Annotated in this window: 22 protein-coding genes; 9 read left to right on the plus strand and 13 right to left on the minus strand. The window is 73.9% G+C overall.

Annotation, left to right across the window (positions count from 1 at the left end):
- Nucleotides 1-11: 11 nt before the first annotated feature.
- Together O7615_RS03130 and O7615_RS03135 are read right to left on the minus strand one after the other, a co-directional pair.
- Nucleotides 12-1133 carry a glycosyltransferase gene (locus O7615_RS03130; protein ID WP_278175671.1) on the minus strand — a complete coding sequence of 374 codons (1122 nt, stop codon included), beginning with the start codon at nt 1131-1133 and terminating at the stop codon, nt 12-14.
- A complete protein-coding gene (locus O7615_RS03135) occupies nt 1133-2419 on the minus strand; it encodes a hypothetical protein (protein WP_278175672.1) in 1287 nt (428 codons plus the stop codon). The genes O7615_RS03130 and O7615_RS03135 overlap by 1 nt, the downstream gene beginning before the upstream one ends.
- 154 nt (nt 2420-2573) lie before the next feature.
- On the opposite strand from O7615_RS03135, the gene O7615_RS03140 reads away from it, so the two are divergent.
- Genes O7615_RS03140 through O7615_RS03175 form a run of 8 tightly spaced genes read left to right on the plus strand, consistent with a single transcriptional unit; the run spans nt 2574 to nt 11298 of the window.
- The gene (locus O7615_RS03140) at nt 2574-3422 is read left to right on the plus strand and encodes a MurR/RpiR family transcriptional regulator (protein WP_278175673.1); all 849 of its coding nucleotides are present in this window, start codon (nt 2574-2576) and stop codon (nt 3420-3422) included.
- Between the two features lie 13 nt (nt 3423-3435).
- Nucleotides 3436-5097, plus strand: a complete 1662-nt coding sequence (hutU, locus tag O7615_RS03145; RefSeq protein ID WP_278175674.1) for a urocanate hydratase — start codon at nt 3436-3438, stop codon at nt 5095-5097.
- A gap of 2 nt (nt 5098-5099) precedes the next feature.
- The gene (locus tag O7615_RS03150; protein ID WP_278175675.1) at nt 5100-6296 is read left to right on the plus strand and encodes an allantoate amidohydrolase; all 1197 of its coding nucleotides are present in this window, start codon (nt 5100-5102) and stop codon (nt 6294-6296) included.
- The gene (locus O7615_RS03155) at nt 6293-7651 is read left to right on the plus strand and encodes a formimidoylglutamate deiminase (protein ID WP_278175676.1); all 1359 of its coding nucleotides are present in this window, start codon (nt 6293-6295) and stop codon (nt 7649-7651) included. The genes O7615_RS03150 and O7615_RS03155 overlap by 4 nt, the downstream gene beginning before the upstream one ends.
- 58 nt (nt 7652-7709) lie before the next feature.
- On the plus strand, nt 7710-8912 hold the full coding sequence (gene hutI / locus O7615_RS03160) for an imidazolonepropionase (protein WP_278175677.1): 1203 nt from the start codon (nt 7710-7712) through the stop codon (nt 8910-8912).
- On the plus strand, nt 8909-10444 hold the full coding sequence (gene hutH / locus O7615_RS03165) for a histidine ammonia-lyase (protein ID WP_278175679.1): 1536 nt from the start codon (nt 8909-8911) through the stop codon (nt 10442-10444). The genes hutI and hutH overlap by 4 nt, the downstream gene beginning before the upstream one ends.
- Nucleotides 10445-10480: 36 nt before the next feature.
- Complete coding sequence (locus tag O7615_RS03170; RefSeq protein WP_278175680.1) at nt 10481-10903, plus strand: hypothetical protein; 423 nt, start codon at nt 10481-10483, stop codon at nt 10901-10903.
- Nucleotides 10900-11298: a DUF5615 family PIN-like protein gene (locus O7615_RS03175; RefSeq protein WP_278175681.1), complete on the plus strand. Its 399-nt coding sequence runs from the start codon at nt 10900-10902 to the stop codon at nt 11296-11298. The genes O7615_RS03170 and O7615_RS03175 overlap by 4 nt, the downstream gene beginning before the upstream one ends.
- Before the next feature lie 25 nt (nt 11299-11323).
- Here the strand turns inward: O7615_RS03175 and rdgB are convergent, their stop codons facing one another.
- The 11 genes from rdgB to O7615_RS03230 form a co-directional block, all read right to left on the minus strand.
- A complete protein-coding gene (gene rdgB / locus O7615_RS03180; RefSeq protein WP_278175682.1) occupies nt 11324-11941 on the minus strand; it encodes an RdgB/HAM1 family non-canonical purine NTP pyrophosphatase in 618 nt (205 codons plus the stop codon).
- Nucleotides 11938-12666 (minus strand): ribonuclease PH, encoded by a 729-nt coding sequence (gene rph / locus O7615_RS03185; RefSeq protein ID WP_278175683.1) that lies wholly within the window; start codon nt 12664-12666, stop codon nt 11938-11940. Before rph ends, rdgB begins: the two co-directional genes overlap by 4 nt.
- A gap of 49 nt (nt 12667-12715) precedes the next feature.
- Nucleotides 12716-13816 (minus strand): glycosyltransferase, encoded by a 1101-nt coding sequence (locus tag O7615_RS03190; RefSeq protein WP_278181962.1) that lies wholly within the window; start codon nt 13814-13816, stop codon nt 12716-12718.
- A gap of 71 nt (nt 13817-13887) precedes the next feature.
- The gene (locus tag O7615_RS03195; protein ID WP_278175685.1) at nt 13888-15033 is read right to left on the minus strand and encodes a glycosyltransferase family 1 protein; all 1146 of its coding nucleotides are present in this window, start codon (nt 15031-15033) and stop codon (nt 13888-13890) included.
- A gap of 90 nt (nt 15034-15123) precedes the next feature.
- Entirely contained in the window at nt 15124-15870 is a 747-nt protein-coding gene (locus O7615_RS03200; protein WP_278175686.1) for an MBL fold metallo-hydrolase, read from the minus strand.
- 267 nt (nt 15871-16137) lie between these two features.
- Nucleotides 16138-17103: a pyridoxal-phosphate dependent enzyme gene (locus tag O7615_RS03205; RefSeq protein ID WP_278175687.1), complete on the minus strand. Its 966-nt coding sequence runs from the start codon at nt 17101-17103 to the stop codon at nt 16138-16140.
- 10 nt (nt 17104-17113) lie between these two features.
- Nucleotides 17114-17503: a MoaD/ThiS family protein gene (locus O7615_RS03210; RefSeq protein WP_278175688.1), complete on the minus strand. Its 390-nt coding sequence runs from the start codon at nt 17501-17503 to the stop codon at nt 17114-17116.
- A 70-nt stretch (nt 17504-17573) separates the two neighbouring features.
- Nucleotides 17574-18062: a M67 family metallopeptidase gene (locus O7615_RS03215; protein ID WP_278175689.1), complete on the minus strand. Its 489-nt coding sequence runs from the start codon at nt 18060-18062 to the stop codon at nt 17574-17576.
- A 54-nt stretch (nt 18063-18116) separates the two neighbouring features.
- Nucleotides 18117-18611 carry a DUF2017 domain-containing protein gene (locus O7615_RS03220; RefSeq protein ID WP_278181963.1) on the minus strand — a complete coding sequence of 165 codons (495 nt, stop codon included), beginning with the start codon at nt 18609-18611 and terminating at the stop codon, nt 18117-18119.
- Nucleotides 18612-18731: 120 nt separating this feature from the next.
- On the minus strand, nt 18732-19022 hold the full coding sequence (gene clpS / locus O7615_RS03225; RefSeq protein ID WP_111215002.1) for an ATP-dependent Clp protease adapter ClpS: 291 nt from the start codon (nt 19020-19022) through the stop codon (nt 18732-18734).
- Between the two features lie 157 nt (nt 19023-19179).
- Nucleotides 19180-20697 (minus strand): hypothetical protein, encoded by a 1518-nt coding sequence (locus tag O7615_RS03230; RefSeq protein ID WP_278175690.1) that lies wholly within the window; start codon nt 20695-20697, stop codon nt 19180-19182.
- 199 nt (nt 20698-20896) lie between these two features.
- Between O7615_RS03230 and O7615_RS03235 the strand changes: the two genes are divergently transcribed.
- Complete coding sequence (locus O7615_RS03235) at nt 20897-23575, plus strand: LuxR family transcriptional regulator (protein ID WP_278175691.1); 2679 nt, start codon at nt 20897-20899, stop codon at nt 23573-23575.
- Nucleotides 23576-23590: the final 15 nt, after the last annotated feature.

The raw sequence follows: 23590 nt of genomic DNA on the forward strand, positions 1-23590 counted from the left end.
GCCCGCATCGGCTACGCCTCGTCGGTCAACCAGGCGACGATGTTCGCCTGGAAGGCCTCCGAAGTGAACCGTTGGGCGTTGGTCATCGGCGCCGATCCCGACAGCTGCGCCGCCCGCCGGACGGGCGCCACGTACGCGGCCGGGTCGGTGGCGTTCAGCAGGAGGCCGGTCTCCTCCGGCAGCACGGTCTCCAGCAGCCCACCGCGGGCCCAGCCGACGACCGGTGTGCCGCAGGCCTGCGCCTCCACGGGGATCATGCCGAAGTCCTCGAGCGCCGGGTAGAGCAGCGCCAGCGCGCCCCAGTACAGCTCGCGCAGCCGTTCCCGCGACGGCCGGAACTCGAACTCGACCGGCACGTCGACGCGGGCGGCGAGCCGGCGCAGGTTCGTCTCCTCCGGCCCACCACCGGCGATCACCAGCGGCAGGCCGGCCGCCGCCGCGATCTCGATCATCAGGTCGAAGTTCTTGTACGGGATCCAGCGGCCGACGCCCAGCAGATAGCGGCGGTCCTGGTCGCGTACCTGCGGCGGGGCCGCCCCGAAGTAGTCCACCGCCACCGGCGGGTGGATCACCCGGGCGTCGCGGCCCCAGAAGCGGCGGATCCGCCCCCGCACCTCCCGGGAGTTCGCCGCGTAGCTGTGCACGTGCCGGCCCAGCCGGCGGTCACCGGCCCGAAGCACGGCGCGCATCGGCGCGAGCACGGCGTTGCCACCCCGCTGGTCCAGATCCGGACTCCACACGTAGCGGGCGGGCGAGTGCACGTAGCTCAGGTGCCGGGTCCGGTCCGGATCGCCGATCTTGACGGTGTGCGCGAAGGCGTGACTCGACGAGATGACCACGTCGTACGTCCGACGGGTCAGCGTCCGCCAGGTCAGCGGCATGACCGGAAGCGCGAGGGCCTTGCTCCGCCGCAGCGGGGTCCTCGCCAGCCAGGACTCCTTGATGTCCCGGCCCACCGTGGCGTCGTCGTCCTTCCAGAGGACGAACCGGTCCGCGTGCGGCACGACGTCGGCCATGCTCAGGAAGACCTGCTCGGAACCGCCGGTCGCGCCGAACCACTCGTGGATCAGGGCGACCGTGCGGCCGGCGAGCGGCCGGGTCGTGGCGTCCGATGTGGACGAGACGAGGCTCATCAGAAGACGACGACGTCGCGGACGTAGCTGGCGAAGCGGCGCAGCTGGTACGCCTCGGGCACGGGCGAGGTCATCCGAATCACGACCTGGCGGTCCACCAGCCCAGCCTCGCCGCTGCGGAAGTAGGCGACCACGACCAGGCCGTGCCGCTTCACGCCGTCGACCTCGATGATCTGCTCCGCGTAGCTGGCGTACTCGCCGCTGCGGATCCACTGCGCGCCCCACGCCTCCTCGACCGCGCGCATGGCGTTCTGCCACTGCTCGTTGCACGGATCGGGGCAGTCCCGCACGATGAACTCACCGCCGGCCATCTCGTTGCCCGTCGCCGAGTTGCCACAGTTGTGCCGGACGTACCCGTCGGCCTGCGCGGCCGGCGTGCACTTCCAGCCCGCGGGGAGCTTGACCGGGAAGCCGACCCCCTCAAGATCGGTCAGCGTCTGCACCTGGTCCCGCTCGGTGAACCTCGGCCACTGGGTCGGCCACGCGCCGGGCGTCGGCGGCTCGATCCCGGGTGACTGGGGCGGCGCCGTCGGCAGTGCCGGCGGCGCCACAGTGCTGGGAGCCGACGCCACCGGCGCGGCGGGGTCGTCGTCCGAGCCCGACAGGAGGGCCACCGCGCCGACCCCCACGAGCACCACCAGGACCAGTGCGGCGGCCCCGATCCAGATCCACGTCCCGATCCGCCGCCGGGGTGGCTCGGATGGCGCGATCCGGCGGACGGGCGAGGCGAACGGGTCGCGGAGCACGACGTCGTCCGGCGCGGTGGCGGGGACCGGGGAGTACGGGGCGAGCGCGGTGTCCGGCGTCGCGGGCGAGGCCGGAGCGCCCGAGATCGGGTGCGGGGCCGGCTGGCCGGGGATCGGGCTCGCCACCGCCGAGGGCAGCTGCGGCGGGCCGGAGGTCGGCTCGGGCGCCCCGGACACGGGCCGCGGCGGGCCGGAGACCGGCGGGGCCGAGGCCGGCGACGCGGATGTCGGCACCGGCGAGTACTCGACGCCGAGGGCCCGGAACAGCTTCTCCGCACCCGGTCCGGCCTCGGCCGGGTAGGCCACCCAGGGCGCGGCGACCGAGAAGTCGGCGTACGTGTAGGGCATCGCGTCCGCGGCCTGCGCCAGCGCGTTCGCGGTCCCGGCGAAGGCGTCGCGCCAGCCCGGAGCATCGGCCACAGTGGCGTCGAGCACGGCCACCGTGACGAAGCGGCCCTGCCCGTCGACGGCCGCCCACGCCTTGCCGACCGGCGAACCGCCGAGCAGGTGCGTGTACCGGTAGGGGCCCTCCGGCTGCATTGGCAACTCCCTTGCTCGACCGCCGTGCGGATCCTACCGATCCGCCGCTCGCCACCTTGTCCACCGGTGGCCGCACTTCCGGAGATCACCGCGAAGCCGCAGCTGAAGGGCGGACCGCTTGCCTCGTGAAAGTCTTCATGCATAGAGTCGCTGAATGAATGACGGAGCTGCCATGGCGCCGACCGAGCGGGTCGTCGGCCTGTTCGACGGGGTTCGGCTCACTCCGACGCAGCGGCGCATCGCGCACTGCCTGGTGCAGCACGCTCCGGCGATCGGCTACCTCTCCGCCGCCGAGGTCGCCGAGCTGGCCGGGGTCAGCCAGCCGTCGGTCACCCGGTTCGCGGTGGCACTGGGCCACGACGGCTATCCCGCGCTGCGCCGCCGGCTGCGCGAGCTGACCGCCGCCGCGCCCGGGCCGGCCACCGCCGGCAACGAACTCCAGCAGGCGGTACGCGCCGAGATGGGCAACCTGGACCGGCTGGCCGCACAGCTCACCGACCGGGAGCGGGTCGCCACCACCGGGCGGCTGCTGGCCGCCAGCCGGCCGCTGCCGGTGCTCGGCCTGCGGGCCGCCGCGCCGCTGGCCGCGTACTTCGCCTACTTCGCCGCCAAGGTGCACCCGGACGTGCGGGTGCTCGACGACGGAGGCAGCCTGCTCGTCGACCGTCTGGAGCAGGCGACCGAGGCTGGGGCACGGGCTCTGCTGGCGTTCGTGCTGCCGCGCTATCCCCGGGAGACCCTGGAGGCGCTGCGCCAGGCCCGCGACGCCGGGCTGACCGTGGTGGCGATCACCGACTCGCCGGTCAGCCCGGCGGCCGAGCACGCCGACGTGCTGCTGCCCGCCGCGATCGGCGCACAGCTCGTGTTCGACCTGCACACCGCCCCGATGACCCTGGCCATGGTGCTGCTCCAGGCGATCTGCGACGCCGCACCGGCCGAGACCCAGCGCAGGCTGGAGGCGTTCGAAGCCTCGGCCGCCCGTCGTCAGTTGTTCCTCGGTTAGGAGGAGGTCCCAGATGTCCCGACCCACGCAAGGGCCGATCCGGGCCGCGCGCGGCCCGCAGCGCACCGCCCGCGGCTGGCCGCAGGAGGCCGCCCTGCGGATGCTGATGAACAACCTCGACCCCGAGGTGGCCGAGCGCCCCGACGACCTGGTGGTCTACGGCGGCACCGGGAAGGCCGCCCGGGACTGGCCGTCGTACCACGCGCTGGTGCGTACCCTGACCGAGCTGCGCGACGACGAGACGATGCTGGTGCAGTCGGGCCGGCCGGTCGGGGTACTGCGCACCCACGAGTGGGCGCCCCGGGTGCTGCTGGCGAACTCGAACCTGGTGGGCGACTGGGCGACCTGGCCCGAGTTCCGCCGGCTGGAACAGCTCGGCCTGACCATGTACGGGCAGATGACCGCCGGCTCGTGGATCTACATCGGCACCCAGGGCATCCTCCAGGGCACGTACGAGACGTTCGCCGCGGTCGCCACCAAGCGGTTCAACGGCACCCTGGCGGGCACGCTGACGCTGACCGGCGGGTGCGGCGGGATGGGCGGGGCGCAGCCCCTGGCCGTCACCATGAACGGCGGCGTCTGCCTGATCGTGGATGTGGACCGCAGCCGGCTGGAGCGCCGGGTGCACGACCGTTACCTGGACGAGGTCGCCGACAACCTGGACGACGCGGTCGAGCGGGTCCTCGCGGCGAAGCGCGACCGTCGGGCGTTGAGCGTGGGGGTGGTGGGCAACGCCGCCACCGTCTTCCCCGAGCTGCTGCGCCGGGGCGTACCGATCGACGTGGTCACCGACCAGACCAGCGCGCACGACCCGCTGTCGTACCTGCCGGAGGGGGTCGAGCTGGCCGACGCCCGGGACTACGCGGCGGCCAAGCCGGCCGAGTTCACCGACCGGGCGCGGGCGTCGATGGCCCGGCACGTCGAGGCGATGGTGGGCTTCCTGGACGCCGGTGCGGAGGTCTTCGACTACGGCAACTCGATCCGGGGCGAGGCGCGCCTCGGCGGGTACGACCGCGCCTTCGACTTCCCCGGTTTCGTGCCGGCGTACATCCGGCCGCTGTTCTGCGAGGGCAAGGGCCCGTTCCGGTGGGCGGCACTCTCCGGCGACCCGGCCGACATCGCCGCCACCGACCGGGCCATCCTCGACCTGTTCCCGGAGAACGAGTCCCTCGCCCGGTGGATCCGGCTGGCCGGCGAGCGGGTCGCCTTCCAGGGCCTGCCGGCGCGGATCTGCTGGCTGGGCTACGGCGAGCGGGACCGGGCGGGCGTCCGGTTCAACGAGATGGTCGCCTCGGGTGAGCTGAGCGCGCCAATGGTGATCGGCCGGGACCACCTGGACTGCGGCAGCGTGGCCAGCCCGTACCGGGAGACCGAGGCGATGGCCGACGGCTCCGACGCCATCGCCGACTGGCCGCTGCTCAACGCGCTGGTCAACACCGCCAGCGGGGCCTCCTGGGTCTCGCTGCACCACGGCGGCGGGGTGGGCATCGGCCGGTCCCTCCACGCCGGCCAGGTCTGCGTGGCCGACGGCAGCGCGCTGGCCGGGCAGAAGATCGAGCGGGTGCTCACCAACGATCCGGCGATGGGCGTCATCCGGCACGTGGACGCCGGCTACGACGCCGCCCGCGAGGTCGCCGAGCGCACCGGCGTGCGCGTCCCCATGGCGGAGGGGTAATCATGACCGAGCTGGCCGGCCGGTTCCGGAAGCTGTGGGACGAGATCGCCCCGATCGGGCGGGACGCGGGCAGCGGCGGCTACCTGCGCTACGCGCTCACCGAGCCGGAGTCGCGGCTGCGCGACTGGTTCCGGGAGCAGGCCGACCTGCGCGGCATGCCGGTCACCGCCGACGGCAACGGCAACCTGTTCGCCTGGTGGGGCGACCCGGACGCCGGGGACGCGGTCCTGACCGGCAGCCACTTCGACTCGGTCCCGCACGGCGGGGCGTACGACGGGCCGCTCGGCATCGTCAGCGCGTGGCTCGCCGTGGACGAGCTGCGCGCGGCGGGCGTCACCCCGTCCCGGCCGCTGGTCGTCGGCGCGTTCGTCGAGGAGGAGGGGGCCCGGTTCGGCGTACCGTGCCTGGGTTCGCGGCTGCTCACCGGGCAGATCGACGCCGACCGCGCGGCCCTGCTGTGCGACGCGGCCGGGGTGAGCTTCGCCGAGGCGCTGGGCGACCGGCCGGCGGGCGCCGACCCGGCGCTGCTCGGCCGGCTCGCCGCCTTCGTGGAGTTGCACGTCGAGCAGGGCCGCGCGCTGGTCGACCAGGACGCGCCGGTCGCGGTGGCCAGCGCGATCTGGCCGCACGGTCGCTGGCGCTTCGACGTCACCGGCGAGGGAAACCACGCCGGTACGACCCGGATGGCCGACCGCCGCGACCCCATGCTGACCTACGCGTTCACGGTGCTCGCGGCGAACAAGGAGGCCCGGCTGCGCGGCGCCCACGCCACCGTGGGTCGGGTGGCGGTGGAGCCGAACGCGACCAACGCGATCCCGTCGCGGGTGACCGGCTGGCTGGACGCCCGGGCGGCCGAGCCCGAGACCCTGACCGGCCTGGTCGAGGCGGTACGGGCCAAGGTTGCCGAGCGGGCCCGGCGCGACGGCACCGAGGTCACCCTGACCGAGGAGTCGGTGACGCCGCTGGTGGGATTCGACGGCGAACTCGCCGGCCGGTTGGCCGCGCTGCTCGACGCCCCGGTGCTGCCCACCGGCGCGGGACACGACGCCGGGGTGCTCGCGGCGCAGGTGCCCACCGCGATGCTCTTCGTCCGCAACCCGACCGGGGTGTCGCACTCCCCCGCCGAGTCGGCCACCGACGCCGACTGCGCCGCCGGGGTGACCGCCCTGGCCCGGGTGCTGACGGAGTTGACCCGGTGACCTCGACCCGCTGGCTCGCCGAGTACGCCTGGCTGCCCGAGCACGCCGAGCCGACCCCGGACGTGCTGATCGAGACGGTCAACGGCCGGATCACCGGGGTCACCCCGCTGACGCCCGGCGGCCGGCCCGACGCGGGCGTCAACGTGCTGGCCGACGCCGTCCGGCTGCCGGGGCTGACCCTGTCCGGGTTGGCCAACGCCCACTCGCACGCCTTCCACCGGGCGCTGCGCGGGCGCACCCACGGCGGGCGCGGCGACTTCTGGAGCTGGCGCGACCAGATGTACGCCGTCACCACCCGCCTGGACCCCGACTCCTATCTGGCGCTGGCGCGGGCGGTCTACGCCGAGATGGCGCTGGCCGGGATCACCTGCGTGGGCGAGTTCCACTACCTGCACCACGGGCCGGGCGGCACCCCGTACGCCGACCCGAACGCGATGGGCGCGGCGCTGGTCGAGGCGGCGGCGCACGCCGGTATCCGGCTGACCCTGCTGGACGCGTGCTACCTGACCGCCACCGTGGACGGGCAACCGCTGGTCGGGCCGCAGCAGCGCTTCGGCGACGGCGACGCGTTGCGCTGGGCCGAGCGGGTCACCGCGTTCACCCCCGACGGCGAGCACGCCCGCCTCGGCGCGGCCATCCACTCCGTCCGCGCGGTACCGGCCGAGCAGCTCGCCACGGTCGCCGGCTGGGCGGACCGCCGCGACGCGCCGCTGCACGTGCACCTGTCGGAGCAGCCCGCCGAGAACGACGCCTGCCGGACGGTGCACGGGCGCACCCCCACCGGCCTGCTCGCCGAGCACGGCGTGCTCGGCCGGGCCACCACGGCGGTGCACGCCACCCACCCGACCAGCGCCGACGTGAGCCTGCTCGGCGAGAGCGGGACCGGGGTCTGCCTCTGCCCCACCACGGAACGGGATCTGGCCGACGGCATCGGGCCGGCCCGCCGGATGGCCGACGCCGGCATCCCGCTCAGCCTGGGCAGCGACAGCCACGCCGTGATCGACCCGTTCGAGGAGGCGCGGGCCGTCGAGCTGGACGAGCGGCTGCGGACCCGGCGGCGCGGTCACTTCGCCCCGGCGGAGCTGCTGGCGGCGGCGAGCGCGGCCGGGCACGCCGCGCTGGGCTGGACCGACGCCGGGCGGATCGCGGTCGGCGACCGCGCCGACCTGGTCACGGTGCGGCTGGACAGCGTACGCACGGCCGGGGTGACCCCGGCGGGCGCCTGGTTCGCGGCGAGCGCGGCCGACGTCGCCCAGGTCGTCGTGGACGGCCGGGTGCTGGTCCGCGACGGCCGCCACCTGACCGTCGACGTGGCGACGGAACTGGCCACTGCCATCGCGGAGGTAAACCCGTGAGCGCGAGGAGTGAGCCGGTCTTGCGAGCCCCGCAGTCGCGAACGAAAGAAGGCACGGTGTGAGTCTGCTGGTGGACAACATCGGCGAGCTGGTCACCAACGAGGCCGGCCGGGGCGAGGGCGGGCCGCTGGGCATCCGGCGGCGGGCCGCCGTGCTCGTCGAGGACGGCGAGGTGGCCTGGGTGGGTAACGCGGTCGACGCGCCGGCCGCCGACCGGCGCGTCGACGCCGGTGGCGCGGCGGTGCTGCCCGGCTTCGTGGACAGCCACGCCCACCTGGTCTTCGCCGGCGACCGGGCGGCCGAGTTCGCCGCCCGGATGGCCGGCCAGCCGTACACCGGCGGCGGCATCCGGACCACGGTCGGTGCCACCCGCGCCGCCGCCGACGGCGAGCTGCGCGCCACCGTGCGTCGGCTGCGCGCCGAGGCGTTGCGGCAGGGCACCACCACGATCGAGATCAAGAGTGGGTACGGCCTCACCGTCGCCGACGAGGCCCGGTCGCTGCGGATCGCCGCCGAGGTCACCGAGGAGACCACCTTCCTCGGCGCCCACGTCGTCCCGACCGAGTACGCCGACCGCCCCGACGAGTACGTCTCGCTGGTGTGCGGGCCGATGCTGGCCGCCGCCGCGCCGTACGCCCGCTGGATCGACGTGTTCTGCGAGCGGGGCGCCTTCGACGCCGACCATGCCCGCGCGATCCTGACCTGCGGGCAGGCCGCCGGCCTGGGCGTGCGGGTGCACGCCAACCAGCTCGGGCCCGGCCCCGGCGTGCGGCTCGGGGTGGAGGTGGGCGCGGCCAGCGTGGACCACTGCACCCACCTGACCGACGCCGACGTGGACGCGCTGGCCTCGACCCGGGTCGACTGCATGTGCGCCGAGGGTGGTCACACCGCCACCGTCGCCACCCTGCTGCCCGGCGCCGAGTTCTCCACCCGGTCGCCCTATCCGGACGCCCGCCGGCTGCTCGACGCAGGCGTCACCGTGGCGCTGGCCACCGACTGCAACCCCGGCTCGTCGTACACCTCGTCGATGCCGTTCTGCATCGCGCTGGCCGTACGCGAGATGCGGATGACCCCGGCGGAGGCCGTGTGGGCCGCGACCGCCGGGGGCGCGCGGGCACTGCGCCGCGACGACGTCGGGGTGCTGCGGCCCGGCGCCCGCGCCGACCTGATCATCCTCGACGCACCGTCCCACCTGCACCTGGCCTACCGGCCCGGGGTGCCCCTGATCCGCCAGGTCCTGCACAACGGAGTAACGCGATGACCGTGACCATCCAGCCCACCGGGATCTCCCCCGCCGACGTGCTCGCCGTGGCGCGCGGCGCCGCCAAGGTCGTCCTCGACCCGGCCACGGTCGACGCGATGGCCACCAGCCGGTCCATCGTGGACGGCATCGAGGCCGCCGGCCGTCCCGTGTACGGCGTGTCGACCGGCTTCGGTGCGCTCGCCAACACCTTCGTCGCCCCGGAGCGCCGTGCCGAACTGCAACACGCGCTGATCCGCTCGCACGCCGCCGGAGTGGGCGCACCGATGCCCCGGGAGGTGGTGCGGGCGATGATGCTGCTGCGGATCCGGTCGCTGGCCCTGGGCCACTCCGGCGTCCGGCCGCTGGTCGCCGCCGCGCTGGTGGACCTGCTCAACCACGACGTCACTCCGTGGGTGCCGGAACACGGGTCGCTGGGCGCCTCCGGTGACCTGGCCCCGCTGGCGCACTGCGCGCTGGTGCTGCTCGGCGAGGGCTGGGTGCTCGGCCCGGACGGCGAGCGGCTGCCCGCCGCCGATGCGCTGCGCCGGGCCGGCCTGGCCCCGGTCGAGCTGGCCGCCAAGGAGGGGCTGGCGCTGATCAACGGCACCGACGGCATGCTCGGCATGCTGCTGCTGGCGATCCACGACGCCGCGCACCTGTTCACCATGGCCGACGTGACCGCCGCGCTGGCGATCGAGGCGATGCTCGGCTCCGAGCGGCCGTTCCTGCCGGAGCTGCACGCCATCCGTCCGCACCCCGGGCAGGGCGTCTCGGCGGCCAACATCCACCGGCTGTTGCAGGATTCGCGGGTGATGGACTCGCACCGCGACGACCTGGCGCACGCGGTGCAGGACGCGTACTCGATGCGCTGCGCCCCGCAGGTGGCCGGCGCGGCCCGGGACACGCTGGACTTCGTCCGTACGGTGGCCGGCCGGGAGCTGCTCTCGGTGGTGGACAACCCGGTGGTGCTGCCCGACGGCCGGGTCGAGTCGACCGGCAACTTCCACGGCGCTCCGCTGGGCTTCGCCGCGGACTTCCTGGCCATCGCCGCGGCCGAGGTCGGCGCGATCGCCGAGCGTCGGGTGGACCGGCTGCTCGACGTCACCCGGTCCCGGGACCTGCCGGCGTTCCTCTCCCCCGACGCGGGGGTCAACTCCGGGCTGATGATCGCCCAGTACACGGCGGCCGGCATCGTCGCCGAGAACCGGCGGCTGGCCGCTCCCGCCTCGGTGGACTCGCTGCCCACCAGCGGCATGCAGGAGGATCACGTCTCGATGGGCTGGGCGGCGGCCAAGAAGCTGCGTACCGTCCTGGACAACCTGACCAGCCTGCTCGCGGTGGAGCTGCTCGCCGCCGTACGCGGTCTCCAGTTGCGCGCCCCGCTGACCCCGTCCCCGGCCGGCCGGGCGGCGATCACCGCGCTGGGCGGGGCGGCCGGCGCCCCCGGCCCCGACGTGTTCCTCGCCCCCCTCATGGAGGCTGCCCGTGCGGTGCTGGCCGGGCCCGACCTGCGGACCGCCATCGAGCAGGAGATCGGACCCCTCGGCTAGCGGCAGTCCTGTGCTACGTAGCATACTATGTAGCACATGTCGAAACCGACGTCGATCCGCTTTGACGAGGTCCTTCTCGCTCGGCTCCGGCGCAGAGCTCAGGCGACAACCGGGGCGAACACCTCCGCGCTGGCGCAGCGCCTCGTCGACGAGGGGCTACGGATGGCGGACCATCCGGGCATCCTGTTCAAGGACGGTCCGACGGGGCGCCGTGCGGCTCTCGCGTACGGTCCGGACGTCTGGGAGATCGTCAAGTTCCTCCGCGAGATCGACGAACGCGGACCAGAGGCCCTGAACGCGGCCGCCGACGTCTTCGCCGTCGATGTCAATCGCATCACCGCAGCGGTCAACTACTACGGCGACTACCGGGAGGAAGTGGACTCCGAGATCGAAGCGGCCGAGGATGCCTCCCTGCGGGCCGAGCGTGCCTGGCGTGTCCAGCAGCGGCTCATCGCATGACCTCCCGCAGCCCTTCCCGCCTCCTGCTCGACGAGATGTTCTCTCCGACGATCGCCAGTGCCCTGCGCGAGTCGGGGCACACCGTCGTCGCGGTCGCCGAGCGAGTCGACCTGAGATCCATGAGTGACAACGAGGTCTTTGGCTGGGCAGCGCAGGAGAAGTCCTGGCTGCTGACCGAGAACGTCAAGGATTTCCGGCCGATCCTGCTTCAGGCCATCCAGACGGGAGCGACAGCTCCCGGTCTGCTGTTCACCAGCAGCAGGGCGTTTCCCCGCTCCCGCAAGAACCCCGGGCCACTGATCGAGGCGCTGGACACCTGGCTGCGTAACGGCCCTCCACCGCCCCCCATCGTCGAGGACTGGCTCATCGGTCCGGAGGCGGAACCGCCCCGGTGAGGGTTCCGGTGCCTCGCCCAGCCGGTCAGGCGGTGGGTGGGAGCACCTTCGCGACCAGCGCGGCCAACTCGCGCAGGGCCTTGCCGCGGTGGCTGACGGCGTCCTTCTCCTCGGGGGTCAGTTCGGCGTTGGTGCGGTCCTGCCCGTCGCCGAGGAAGATCGGGTCGTAGCCGAAGCCGCCGTCGCCGCGCGGGGCGCGCAGCAGCCGGCCCGCCTGCCGGCCGTCGACCAGGTGCTCCTTGCCGCCGGGCAGCACCAGCGCGACGGTGCAGACGAAGGAGGCCGCCCGGTGCTCGTCCGGCACGTCGCCGATCTGGTCGAGCACCAGTTGGAGGTTGGCCTGGTCGTCGCCATGCCGGCCGGCCCAGCGGGCGCTGAACACGCCCGGCATGCCGTTGAGTGCGTCGACGGCCAGCCCGGAGTCGTCGGCGATCGTCGGCAGGCCGGTACGCCGGCAGCCCTCCCGCGCCTTGATCAACGCGTTCTCGCCGAAGGTCAGCCCGGTCTCCGGCAGCTCGGGGTACGCCTCGACGTCGTCCAGCCCGATCAGGGCCACCCGGTGCGCGCCGAGCGCACCGTCCAGGATGCGCTGCAACTCGATGAGCTTCTTGCGGTTGCGGGTGGCGAGCAGGACCTTGTTCATGAGGACAGCGCCTTCCGCTGGGCTTCGGCCAGTTCCCCGCAGCCGGCGACGGCCAGGTCGAGCAGCGCGTCCAGCTGTTCGCGGGCGAACACGCCGGCCTCGCCGGTGCCCTGCACCTCGACGAAGTCACCGGTGCCGGTGCAGACCACGTTCATGTCGACCTCGGCGGCCACGTCCTCGTCGTAACAGAGGTCCAGGCGCGGCTCGTCGCCGATCACGCCGACGCTGATCGCGGCGACCGACCGGTGCATCACGTTCTCCGGCCTGCCGGCCAGGGCCTTGCGCGCGGCGAGCCAGCTCACCGCGTCGTGCAGGGCCACGTACGCGCCGGTGATCGCCGCGGTGCGGGTACCGCCGTCGGCCTGCAGCACGTCGCAGTCGAGGACGATCGAGTTCTCGCCGAGCGCCTTCAGGTCGATGGCCGCGCGCAGGCTGCGGCCGACCAGCCGGGAGATCTCGTGGGTGCGCCCGCCGACCCGGCCCTTGACGCTCTCCCGGTCGGAGCGGGTGTTGGTGGCCCGGGGCAGCATCGCGTACTCGGCGGTGACCCAGCCCAGCCCGGAGCCACGGCGCCAACGGGGCACGCCCTCGGTGACGCTCGCCGTGCAGAGCACCCGGGTCGCGCCGAACTCCACCAGCACCGACCCCTCCGGATGGGTGCTCCAGCCGCGGGTCAGGGTCACCGGTCGAAGTTGGTCGGGTCGCCGCCCGTCAGGTCGCGCCATGCCTGCACCCTATGTGGTGCGCTGATCGAACCGACCCGGGGTGTCCCGCTCACCCGTGCGCGCGGAGGAAACCGGCGACCGCCGCCGGCCAGCCGAACCGTTCGGCCCGCTCGCGGGCGGCCGCCCGCCGTCGGGCCTCGGGACGTTCCAGGAGCCGGAGCACGGCCCGGGCCATCGCCGACGGGCTGCCCGCAGCGGCGAGCCCGCCCGCCCCGATCACCTCGGGCAACGCGCTGGCGGCGTTGACCACCACCGGCGTCCCGCAGGCCAGCGCCTCCAGCCCGGCCAGACCGAAGGTCTCCACCGGCCCGGGGGCCAGGACCACGTCGGCGCTGGCCAGCAACGCCGCGAGGGCGGCGCGGTCGGGCAGGAAGCCGGTGAAGGTGACCGGCAGGTCGGCGGCGCGCCGCATCAGCGCCGGCCGGCGCGGGCCGTCGCCGACCATCACCAGCACCGCCGGTACGCCGGCCCGCCGCAGCTGCGCCAACGCGTCGATGGCCAGCTCGGGGCGCTTCTCCACGGACAGCCGGGCGCAGTGCACCAGCAGCACCTCGGTGGGATCGGCGTACCGTTCGCGGATCGACGGGGCGGCCCGGGCGGGGTGGAAGGTGTCCAGATCCACCCCGAGCGGCACCAGGTCGACGTGGGGCACGCCGAGGCGGGCGAACTCCTCGGCCGCCCAACGCGTGGTGCAGACGATCCGGTCGTACCGGCGGGCCGTGTCGGCGTTCAGCCGGTCGGCGAGCGGCCGGCCCAGCGTGCCGGGCACGCCCCACGCGCCGAACAGGCCGGTCAGCGACTCGTGCGAGACCATCATGGACGGCACGCCGTGTGCCCGCGCCCAGTCCCCGGTCCAGCGCAGCGTCGAACGGTCGGAGACCTCCAGCCGGTCGGGGGCGAGCGTGGTCAGCAGCCCGGAGAGTCGGCGCCGGCCGGTGAGCAGGCGGTAGCCGCCGCTGTGCGGCAGCGGCGGCCCGGCCACGGTGACGACCCGGCCCCACGGGTGCCGCTGGTCAGTGTCGCGGCGACCCGGTACGACGAGCACCGGCTCGTGGCCGGCATCACGGTAGCCCACGCCGAGGTGCTGCAACGCGGTGCGCAGTCCGCCGGACCGTCCGGTCACGAAGGTCGCCAGTCGGACGATCCGCAGCGGCCGGGTGGGTGTGCCGGTCGACCGGGTCGCGGCGCTGCGGGTGGTGGTGCCGATCGGGATGGTGCCGGTCACGACGCCGCCGGCAGGTCGACGACCGGCGCGGCGGCCAGGGCGGCCCGGTAGTGCCCGACGAGTTCGTCACCGACCGCCGCCCAGCTGCGCCCGTTCACCGCCGTCCGCGCCGCGAGGCCGTACGCCCGGCGGCGCGGCCCGTCGGCGGCCAGCGCGGCCACCGCCTCGGCGACCACCGCCTCGTCCTCGGGTGGCACCAGGATCCCGGTCGTGCCGGAGGTGACCAGGTCGACCGGCCCGCCGCTGGCCGGCGCCACCACCGGCACGCCGCTGGCGAGCGCCTCCTGGATGGTCTGGCCGAAGGTCTCGTGCGGGCCGGTGTGCACGAACAGGTCGAGACTGGCGTAGAGGCGGGCCAGGGCCTCGCCCTGCTGGACTCCGAGGAAACGCACCCCCGGGAGGTCCCGTTCGAGCTGCCGACGGGCCGGGCCGTCACCGGCGACGACGACCCGGACGCCGGGCAGTCGGGCGGTGGCGGCGAGCAGGTCGACCCGCTTCTCCGGGGCGAGCCGCCCGACGTAGCCCACCAGGAGCTCACCGTTGGGCGCCAGCGCCCGGCGCAGGCTCGGGCAGCGCTTGTCGGGGTGGAACCGCTCGGCGTCGACGCCCCGGCGCCACAGCCAGACCCGCTGCACCCCGTGCGCGGCGAGATCGGCCGCGGCCCGGGTCGAGGGAGCCAGCGTACGCCGCGCCGAGTTGTGGATCTCCCGCAGCCGTCGCCACGCCGCGGCCTCCCCCCAACCGACCCGGTACGCGCGGGCGTACGCGGCGACGTCGGTCTGGTAGACGGCGACGGTGGGCAGCCCGTGCCGGGCCGCCAGCACGGCCGCCCGGGCGCCGAGGATGAACGGGCTGGCCAGGTGCACCACGTCGGGTGACTGCTCCAGCAGCACGCCGGCCAGCCGGTTGTTCGTCGGTACGCCGAGCCGGAAGCCCTGGTAGCGCGGCAGCGGCACGCTCGGGATGCGGACCACCGGGTAGGGGTAGCGGTCGGTGTCCCGGCGCAGCATGCCCGGCGGGGCGGGCGCGATCACCAGCGGCTGGTGCCCGCGGGCGACGAGGTGCTCGGCGGCCCGCACGACCGAGTGTGCGACTCCGTTGACGTCCGGCGGGAACGACTCGGTCACGATGGCGATCCGCATGCCTCTCACCGTGGGGGTGACAGCGAAGGTCCAGGAGACGTCCGGTTGACCGGCCGGCGAACAGTGCGGCACGAACCCGGGCCGGGCGGATCAGATGTCGTAGCTGGCGCCGGGGCGGACCACTTCCATCGGGCCGGCGTACGCGGCGGAGGCCGCAGCCACCGTGTGCGCCTCACTGCCCCAGGCGGGGACGAGATGGGTCAACAGCAGCCGCCCGACGTTGGCCTTGGCCGCCGCCTCGCCCGCCTCCCCGCCCGTGAGGTGCAGATCCGGTGGGTTGTCGACACCGTCGAGGTAGCTGGCCTCGCAGAGGAAGACGTCGGCGTTCTGGGCCAGGCGCAGCAGCGCCTCGCAGGGTGCGGTGTCCGAGGAGTAGCAGAGGACCCGGCCGGCGTGCTCCATCCGGACGCCGTAGGTCTCCACGGGATGCAGCACCCGGTCGACGGTGACGGTGAACGGGCCGATCGGGAAGGTGCCGGGTTGCAGGGCGTAGAACTGGTAGACGTCCTCGACCGTGCTGTCCTCCTGCCCGTACGCGGCGGCGAGCCGGTCCGGGGCGCCGGCCGGGGCGTACACCGGCAACGGCGGGTACGGCCCGTCCGGGGCGTACCGCCGCACCACCACGTAGGTCGCGGCGTCGAGGATGTGATCGCAGTGCAGGTGGGTCAGGAGGATGGCGTCCGGTGCGTGCAGCCCGGCGTAGCGCTGGAGGGTGGACAGCGAGCCCGAGCCGAAGTCGACCAGGAGCCGGAAGTCCTCGGCCTCGACCAGATAGGCCGAGCAGGGGGACTCGGGTCCGGGGAAGCTGCCCGCACAGCCCAGGACGGTCAGTCGCATCGAGTTGTCTCGCTGTCACGGTAGGTAGCAGTCGTGCCGGCCGCCGCTCCGGCCATGATCACTACCGACGCGTACGCCACGCTGCGCAGCCTACGCCCGCCTGCACAGGGGCAAGAATGATCTGCTGGAAGTTGTCACCAACGTGACACCGCTTTCGCCCGTCCGATCGACGCCGGATCACCGGAGTGGCCGACCAGGACGGACCGACGCGACGAGGGCCACCGGCAGCACGCCGATGACCCTCGTCGATATCGCTCGCGCCGCAGGTCAGGCCCAGAGCTGCCCGTCCAGCGCCTCCTCGGCGTCGGCGAGCGTGCCGCCGTACGCCCCGGTGCTGAGATACTTCCAGCCGCCGTCGCTGACCACGAACGCCACGTCGGCGCGGCGGCCGTCGCGCACCGCCTCATGCGCCACCGCCAGGGCGGCGTGCAGGACCGCTCCGGTGGAGAAGCCGACGAAGAGACCCTCCACCTCCACCAACTGCCGGGTACGCAGCACCGCGTCCCGGGTGCCGACGGAGAACCGCCGGGTGAGCACGGTGGCGTCGTAGAGCTCCGGTACGTACCCCTCGTCGATGTTGCGCAGCCCGTAGACCAGCTCGCCGTAGCGTGGCTCGGCGGCGATGACCTGGATGCCCTCGACCTTCTCCCGCAGGTAGCGCCCGGTGCCCATCAGCGTGCCGGTGGTGCCCAGACCGGCCACGAAGTGCGTGACGGTCGGCAGGTCGTGCAGCAGCTCGGGGCCGGTCGTCTCGTAGTGCGCCCGGGCATTCGCCTCGTTGCCGTACTGGAAGAGCATCACCCAGTCCGGATGCTCGCCGGCGATCTGCTTGGCGGTGGCCACCGCCTGGTTGGAGCCGCCCGCCGCCGGCGAGAAGATGATCTCCGCGCCGTACATCCGGAGCAGCTGCACCCGCTCGGCGGAGACGTTCTCCGGCATCACGCAGACCAGGCGGTACCCGCGCAGCTTGGCCACCATGGCCAGGGAGATGCCGGTGTTGCCGCTGGTCGGCTCCAGGATGGTGTCGCCCGGCCGGAGCTGACCGGCCGCCTCGGCGGCCCGGACCATGAACAGGGCGGCCCGGTCCTTGATGCTGCCGGTGGGGTTGCGGTCCTCGAGCTTCGCCCACAGCCGCACCGGCGGCGCCCCCTCGGGCACCGCCGGCGACAGTCGGGGCAGCCCGACCAGCGGGGTGCCGCCGCAGGCGTCCAGCAGGCTGTCGTACCGCGCCATCGCGCCAGCCTCAGCTCGCGGCGACGGGCGTCCGGCGCCCGGCCGGCATGGCGGCGCCGCGCTGGGCGATCGCCGCAGCAGCGGCGCCGTGTTGCGCGATCGCCGCTGCGGCGGCGAAGCCGAACGCGCCACCGGCCACGGCGGGCAGGATGGTCACGCTGTCGCCGTCGTTGAGCTTGGCGTCCAGCGCGCCGAGGAAGCGTACGTCCTCGTCGTTGACGTAGACGTTGACGAAGCGGTGCAGTGCGCCGGCGTCGGTGACCAGCCGACCGCGCAGCCCGCCGTGCCGGGAGTCCAGGTCGGTGAGCAGGCCGTCCAGCGTGTCACCGCTGCCCTCGACGACCTTCGCGCCGCCGGTGTAGCTGCGCAGGATGGTGGGGATGCGAACCTCGATGGCCATTGGTGTCGTACTCCTCGATCGGGTGTGCTCGTGCTCGGTGACGGGAAGGGGCGTAAGGGGGCTGAGGTGCTCAGCGACCCGAACACTCGTAGTCGACCGTCGCCGGGCTCTGCCCGAACATGTAGGACTGCACGGCGTGCGGATCCACCGCCGCGTCGAGGATCCGCACCGGCTCCTCGGTCACCACCCCGTCGGAGATCCGGAAGGAGCGGATCTCCTCCGTGTCGGGCTCCCGGGTGGAGACGAGCAGGTAGTGCGCGCCGGGCTCGCCGGCGAAGGAGATGTCCGTCCGCGACGGGTAGGCCTCGGTGGCGGTGTGCGAGTGGTAGATGACGACGGGCTCCTCGTCCCGGTCGTCCATCTCCCGCCACACCCGCAGCTGCTCCATCGAGTCGAACTCGTAGAAGGTCATCGAGCGGGCGGCGTTCTCCATCGGGATGTGCCGGGTCGGCGCGTCGCTGCCGACGGGGCCGGCGACCACACCACAGGCCTCGTCGGGGTGATCCCGACGGGCGTGGGCGACGATCGCGTCAACGATCGACCGGTCGATGCTCAGCACGCCGCCAAGCCTAGCGCCCGGCGGCGGCCGACCGCGAGGCGGCGCCGGTCACAGTCAGTCGATCAGGGCGTTGAGCAGGGATTCCTGGAGATAGCCGAGATAGGCGTAGACCGAAAGCTGGAACACCCGGCTGGAGGTCGGGTCCTCGGCGACCGCGTCGTCGAGCTCCTCGCCCAGGTCCGTCCCGTCCTTGATCTCCAACCGGACGCCCATCGCCAGCCGGGCGTCGTTGAGCGCCCGCAGCCACGCCTCGGCCGCCTCGGCGTCCAGGCGTACCTCCCCGCCGCTGTCGCCGGGCAGCGCGGCCAGGACCGCACCGGCCTGGTCGATCTTCGCGGTCTTCAGGTCGCCCTCGGTGTACCTGCGAAACTCCGCGGTGCCCGCCACGTCGTCCGGATAGACCTCGGGGAAGAGCCGGCACACGACCGGGTCGGAGTGGTCGAAACCGTCGGTGAGCAGGCCGACCACCTCGGAGGCGACCTTTCGGAGCACGCGCACCTCGTCCACGGCGAAGGTGGCGACATACCGGTCACCCCGGCGGCGGAACATGCTCACGGTGCCATCCCTGTTCGCGACTGCGGGGCTCGCAAACCCGGCTCACTCCTCGCGCTCACGGTGCCATCCCTGTTCGCGACTGCGGGGCTCGCAAACCCGGCTCACTCCTCGCGCTCACGACCGGTCCACCGTCGCCCAGAGGCCGTACGCGTGCAGCTGCGAGGCGTCGTGCTCCATGCGCTCCCGGGCCCCGCTGGAGACCACCGCCTTGCCCTTGTGGTGCACGTCCAGCATGAGCTGCTCCGCCTTCTCCCGGCTGTACCCGAAGAGCTTCTGGAACACCCAGGTCACGTAGGTCATCAGGTTGACCGGGTCGTCCCACACGATCGTCACCCACGGCCGGTCGGGAGCCGGCACCTCATCGGTGTCCGGGGTCTCGACCGGTGCAACCTGCGGAGCCGCCATGCCCCCCATCGTGCCACCGGATCCGCGGAACCGAGGAACCGGAACGCCGGACCGGCCCGGATCGCCACCGACGGCCGCACCGTCACCACGGCGGGTCGTCCGCCGGGCGTGCGGGGACGCCCCGCCGGCATGGCCGGCAGGGTGGACGGAGCAACCGTCAGGCGCGCAGGGTGCCGCGGTCGGCAGCATCGGACAGCACCGTGCGCAGCGATAGGCGGACCGCCTCGAACCTGCGAGCCACCTCCCGCGACAACTCCAGTTCGATCTCCCGTAGCGCCCGCTGCGCCCAGGCCCGCGCGGCGCTCGGGTCGTTGTTGCCGGGAGTACGCCAGTGCTGCCAGCAGCCGCCGGCCAGCGCCACGGCCACCGGCGGGAGCACCGCCATGCGGGGCGGCGTGGGATAGACCGACAGCATGTCGATCGCCTCGGCACCGGCCAGCGACGTCACGCCCGCCTCACTGGTGACGAGGAGTGCCCGCTCCAGCTTCTGCCCGGTGGCGTCGTCGACCAGGCCCCAGCGGACCGCCTTGTCGATGCGCCGGCGGACTCCCTCGGGCAACGGCGTACCGAAGAGTCGGCCGGCGATGCCGTCGACGAGTTCGCGGGCGTCGTGGTCGCACTGCGCGGTGGCCAGCAACGACAGCGCCGCCATCTCGCGGTCGAGCAGCGGGGGCAGGCCGGCACAGCCGACGCCGAAGACGATCTCCTGCACCACCCGCATGTGCATGTTGGCCAGTTCCAGCGCGAGGTGCTGGCGGATGCGCCGAGCGGCGGTGCGCGCCTGCCGGTCCAGTTGCTCGGACCACTCGCCCGGCTCGGCCAGCACCGGCACCCGGCCGTGCGTGCCCGGCAACTCCGGTGGCTCGAGGCTGGCCCGACGCAGCCCTTCGTGGGACGCCCAGCCCACCAGCGCTCGCTTCAGGTCGGCCTCGCCGCCGGAGCCCAGCGGGAACCAGCGGGCCTCGGCCAGTTCGGGCACGGCGGCGAGCAGCGCGGCCCGGTGTGCCGCGACGGTGACCGCGACCGGGTCCACCGCCGAGCCTCCGGGCTCCCCCGTACCCTGCGCCGCCGCCGTGCCCTCACCCGCCGCCCAACCGTCGGCGCCCGGCGTGACCGCGAAGAAGACCTGGACCGGAGTCCCGGCGATCTCGGACAGCAGGTTCAGCTCGGCGGAGCTGAAGGACTGGTCCGCCGCGATCACGAACAGGAGTGCGCCGGCCCGACCCACCGCGTCGCGCAGGAGGCCGGAGCCGGCCGACCCCAACGTGGCGATGTCCGGCGTGTCGACCAGGGCGAAGTGTCTCAACAAGGGCTGGGGCAGGCGCAGCTCGACCCGGCGCGGCGGCCTGGCCAGTGCCGGTCCCGCGGTCGGCAGGTCCGGCCGGTACGAGTGGGGCGTCCGGTAGCCGGGCACGTAGGCGGCCCGGGCCGGTTCCGCGGCGTCGCTGACCAGCAGCCAACTACCCGCCGGCACGGCGAGCATCGCGGCGTCGAGGTCGAGCAGCGCGGCGAGCACACTGGCCCGCCCGGCATCGGCGGGACCTGCGGCGACGACCGCGAGTGGCTCGCCCGCACCGGTGCTCGAAACGCCGAGTCGCTCCGGAAAGGGGCCGTGACCAGGCGGCCCGGCCGCGTCGTCGGGCGTGCCGAGATCGTGGAGAGGGCCCGGCTTCATCAGGCGGCGGCCTCCGAGGCAAGGCGGCCGGCGTAGGTGGCCGCGGTGAACTCCGGTGACGACACCCGGATTCCGGAAGACTAAAGCTGCCGGCACCGGGAACGAGGCAACCCCGATACTCACGGGTAACTCTGCGACTACTCAACTTCACCGTCGCGGGCTACCGGCCGGGCGGCAGTTCCGTCGATATGCTGCGCGAATGAGTCGCTGGAGCTTCGTGGGCCGGGCTGAGCAACTTGACCGTCTCCGGCTGGCGGTGACCGGCACCGAGGGGCGGGGCATCCTGTTCACCGGCAGTGCGGGCATCGGCAAGAGCCGACTGCTGCACGAGGGTGTCGACGCGCTCCCCGGCGAGGAGTACGCGGTCTGGCGGATCGCGGCCAGCGCCACCACCGCCGCGATGGCCTTCGGCGGTCTGGTCCAGGTGCTTCCCGTCGAGCAGCCGCAGGGCCTGTCCCCGGCGGGCATCCTGCGGTGGGCCGTCGACGTGTTGCAGCAGCAGGCCGCGGGCCGGCGGATCGTGCTCGCGGTCGACGACGCGCATCTGCTCGATCCGCCGTCGGCCGCGCTGGTGCACCTGGTGGCCCGGGTAGAGAACGCCTGCGTGGTCGGCACGCTGCGCGACGGGGAGCAGATCCCACTGCCGATCCGCGCACTGTGGACGGACGGCCTGGTCGAGCGCGCCGAGCTGGGACCGATGACACCGGCCGAGACCGCCGGCCTGCTCACCGCCATCGTCGGCGGCCAGGTGGACAGCGGCTCCACGGACCGGCTGGGTGGGCTCAGCGCCGGCAACCCACTGCTGCTGCGCGAGCTGGTGCACGCCGCCAACAACAGCGGCGAACTCATCGAGAAGTACGGCGTCTGGACCTGGACCGGGCGGCTGGAGCTGGCCCCCAGCCTGACCGAGCTGATCGACATCCGGATCGGCCAGCTCACACCTGGGGTGCGGACGGTGGTCGAGCTGGTCGCGTTCGGCGAGCCGCTCGGTCTGCGGCTGCTCCACCAGGCCGTGGAGCAGCACGACGTGGAGTACGCCGAGGAACGCGGGCTGATCACGATGGTGGAGTCCGACCGGCGGCTCGACGTCCGGCTGGCCCACCCGCTCTACGGCGAGGTGGTACGCCGGCAGTGCCCCGTCAGCCGTACCCGCCGGTTGCAGGCGCACCTCGCCGACCTGTTGGAGCAGGTCGGCAAGCGACGGCGGGAGGATCTGCTGCGGGTGGCGAGGTGGCGATTGGCCTCCGGCACCGCTCAGGACCCGGCGATGCTGATCGCGGCGGCCGGTGAGGCGTTCGCGCGCTACGACGTACCGCTGGCGACCCGGCTCGCCCGCGCGGCGCTCGACGCCGGCGGCGGCTTCGACGCGGCCGAGTTGCTGGCGACCATCCTGATGTTCGCCGACCGGCCGGCCGAGGCGCTCGGTGTGCTCGATGCCGTCGCCACCGACGCCGGCCAGGAGGAGCGGCTCAGCCGGTGGCTGACCGTGCGTGGCATGGTGAGCTACTGGGGGCTGAGCCAGGCGTCCACGGTGGAGGAGATCGCCACCCGGGGCGCCAAGCTGAGCGACTCCGCCGCCCAGGCCCGGGTCCGCGCCTTCGAGGCCATCATGCGCCTGCACCGGCTGGACGCGCCGACCGCGCTCCGGCTCGCGCAGGGCGTGCTCGACCGGCCGGCGGCCAGCGTCGCCGCCCGCGAACTCGCCCGCTGCGCCATCGCCCACCTCCAGGCGGTGCAGGGGCAACTGAACCGCAGCTCCGCGGCCGTGGACCTGGTGCAGGCGAAGGCGGCCAGCTGGCGGGCGGACATGCCGTACCTGCAACTGGCCGTGGAGCTGGCCCGCGGCACCCGACTGGCCCTCTCCGGCGATCTGGCCGGCATCGACACGCTGGTCGCCGACGAGTTCGCCGACCTCGCCGACGCGGGCGACTTCCGCCTCGGCACGGGCTACCTGGCGATCCTGCGGGCGTACGCGGCGCGGCTGCGCGGGCGCAGCGACGTCGCGCTGCAGGCCGCGCTCAGCGCCTGCGCGGTCCTGGCGACCAGCCGGGTCTATGCCGGGCTGGCCCAGTCGGAACGGGCGCAGGCCGCCGCGCTGCGCGGCGACGCCCGGCAGGCGACCGCGGCGATGGCCGAAGCCGATCGCCTCCACTCGCCGAGCATGGGGGTGCTGTACCCGTGGCTGGAGCAGGCCCGGGTGGCGGTGCTCGCCGCCGACGGCGACCTGCCCGGGGCCGTGGCCCACCTGCACGGCCTGGTGGAGCGGCTGCGCGCCGACGGCTTCGCCGGGCACGAGGCGCTGGCCCTGCACGACCTGGTGCGGCTGGGTCAGGCCGCGGCGCCCACCGGGCCGAGGTGCTCCGACGGCAGCCGCCGCTCGGTCGCGCAACGGCTGACCGAACTGTCGGAACAGGTCGACGGGGAGCTGCCGCCGCTGATGGCGCGGCATGCCCGGGCGGCGGCCGACGGCCTGCCGGAGGAACTGCTCAACGCCGCCGGTGGCTTCGCGGAGCGGGGTCTCGCCCTCCTGGCCGCCGAGGCCGCCGCCGGCGCGGTGCATCTGCTGCGGCAGCGGCGCTCGCCCGAGGTGGCCCACGCGCGGGAGCGGCTCGCCGCACTGCTCGGTTACTGTGACATCGTGCACACCCCGGCACTGCTGGCGGCCGCCCCGACGTTGACCGACCGGGAGTGGCAGGTGGCCCGGCTCGCCGCGGACGGCGGGACCAGCCGCGCCATCGCCGAGCAGCTGTTTCTCTCCGCCCGCACGGTGGAGAACCACCTGCAGCGCGTCTACAGCAAGCTCGGCGTGACCAGCCGGGCGGAGCTGAAGGCGGCGCTGCGCACGATCCCTGGCCATGACGGCACGGCGACGGCCTGAACCCTAGGCTGAGGG

It is taken from the genome of Micromonospora sp. WMMD1082 (genome assembly GCF_029626175.1).
GTDB lineage: Bacteria > Actinomycetota > Actinomycetes > Mycobacteriales > Micromonosporaceae > Micromonospora.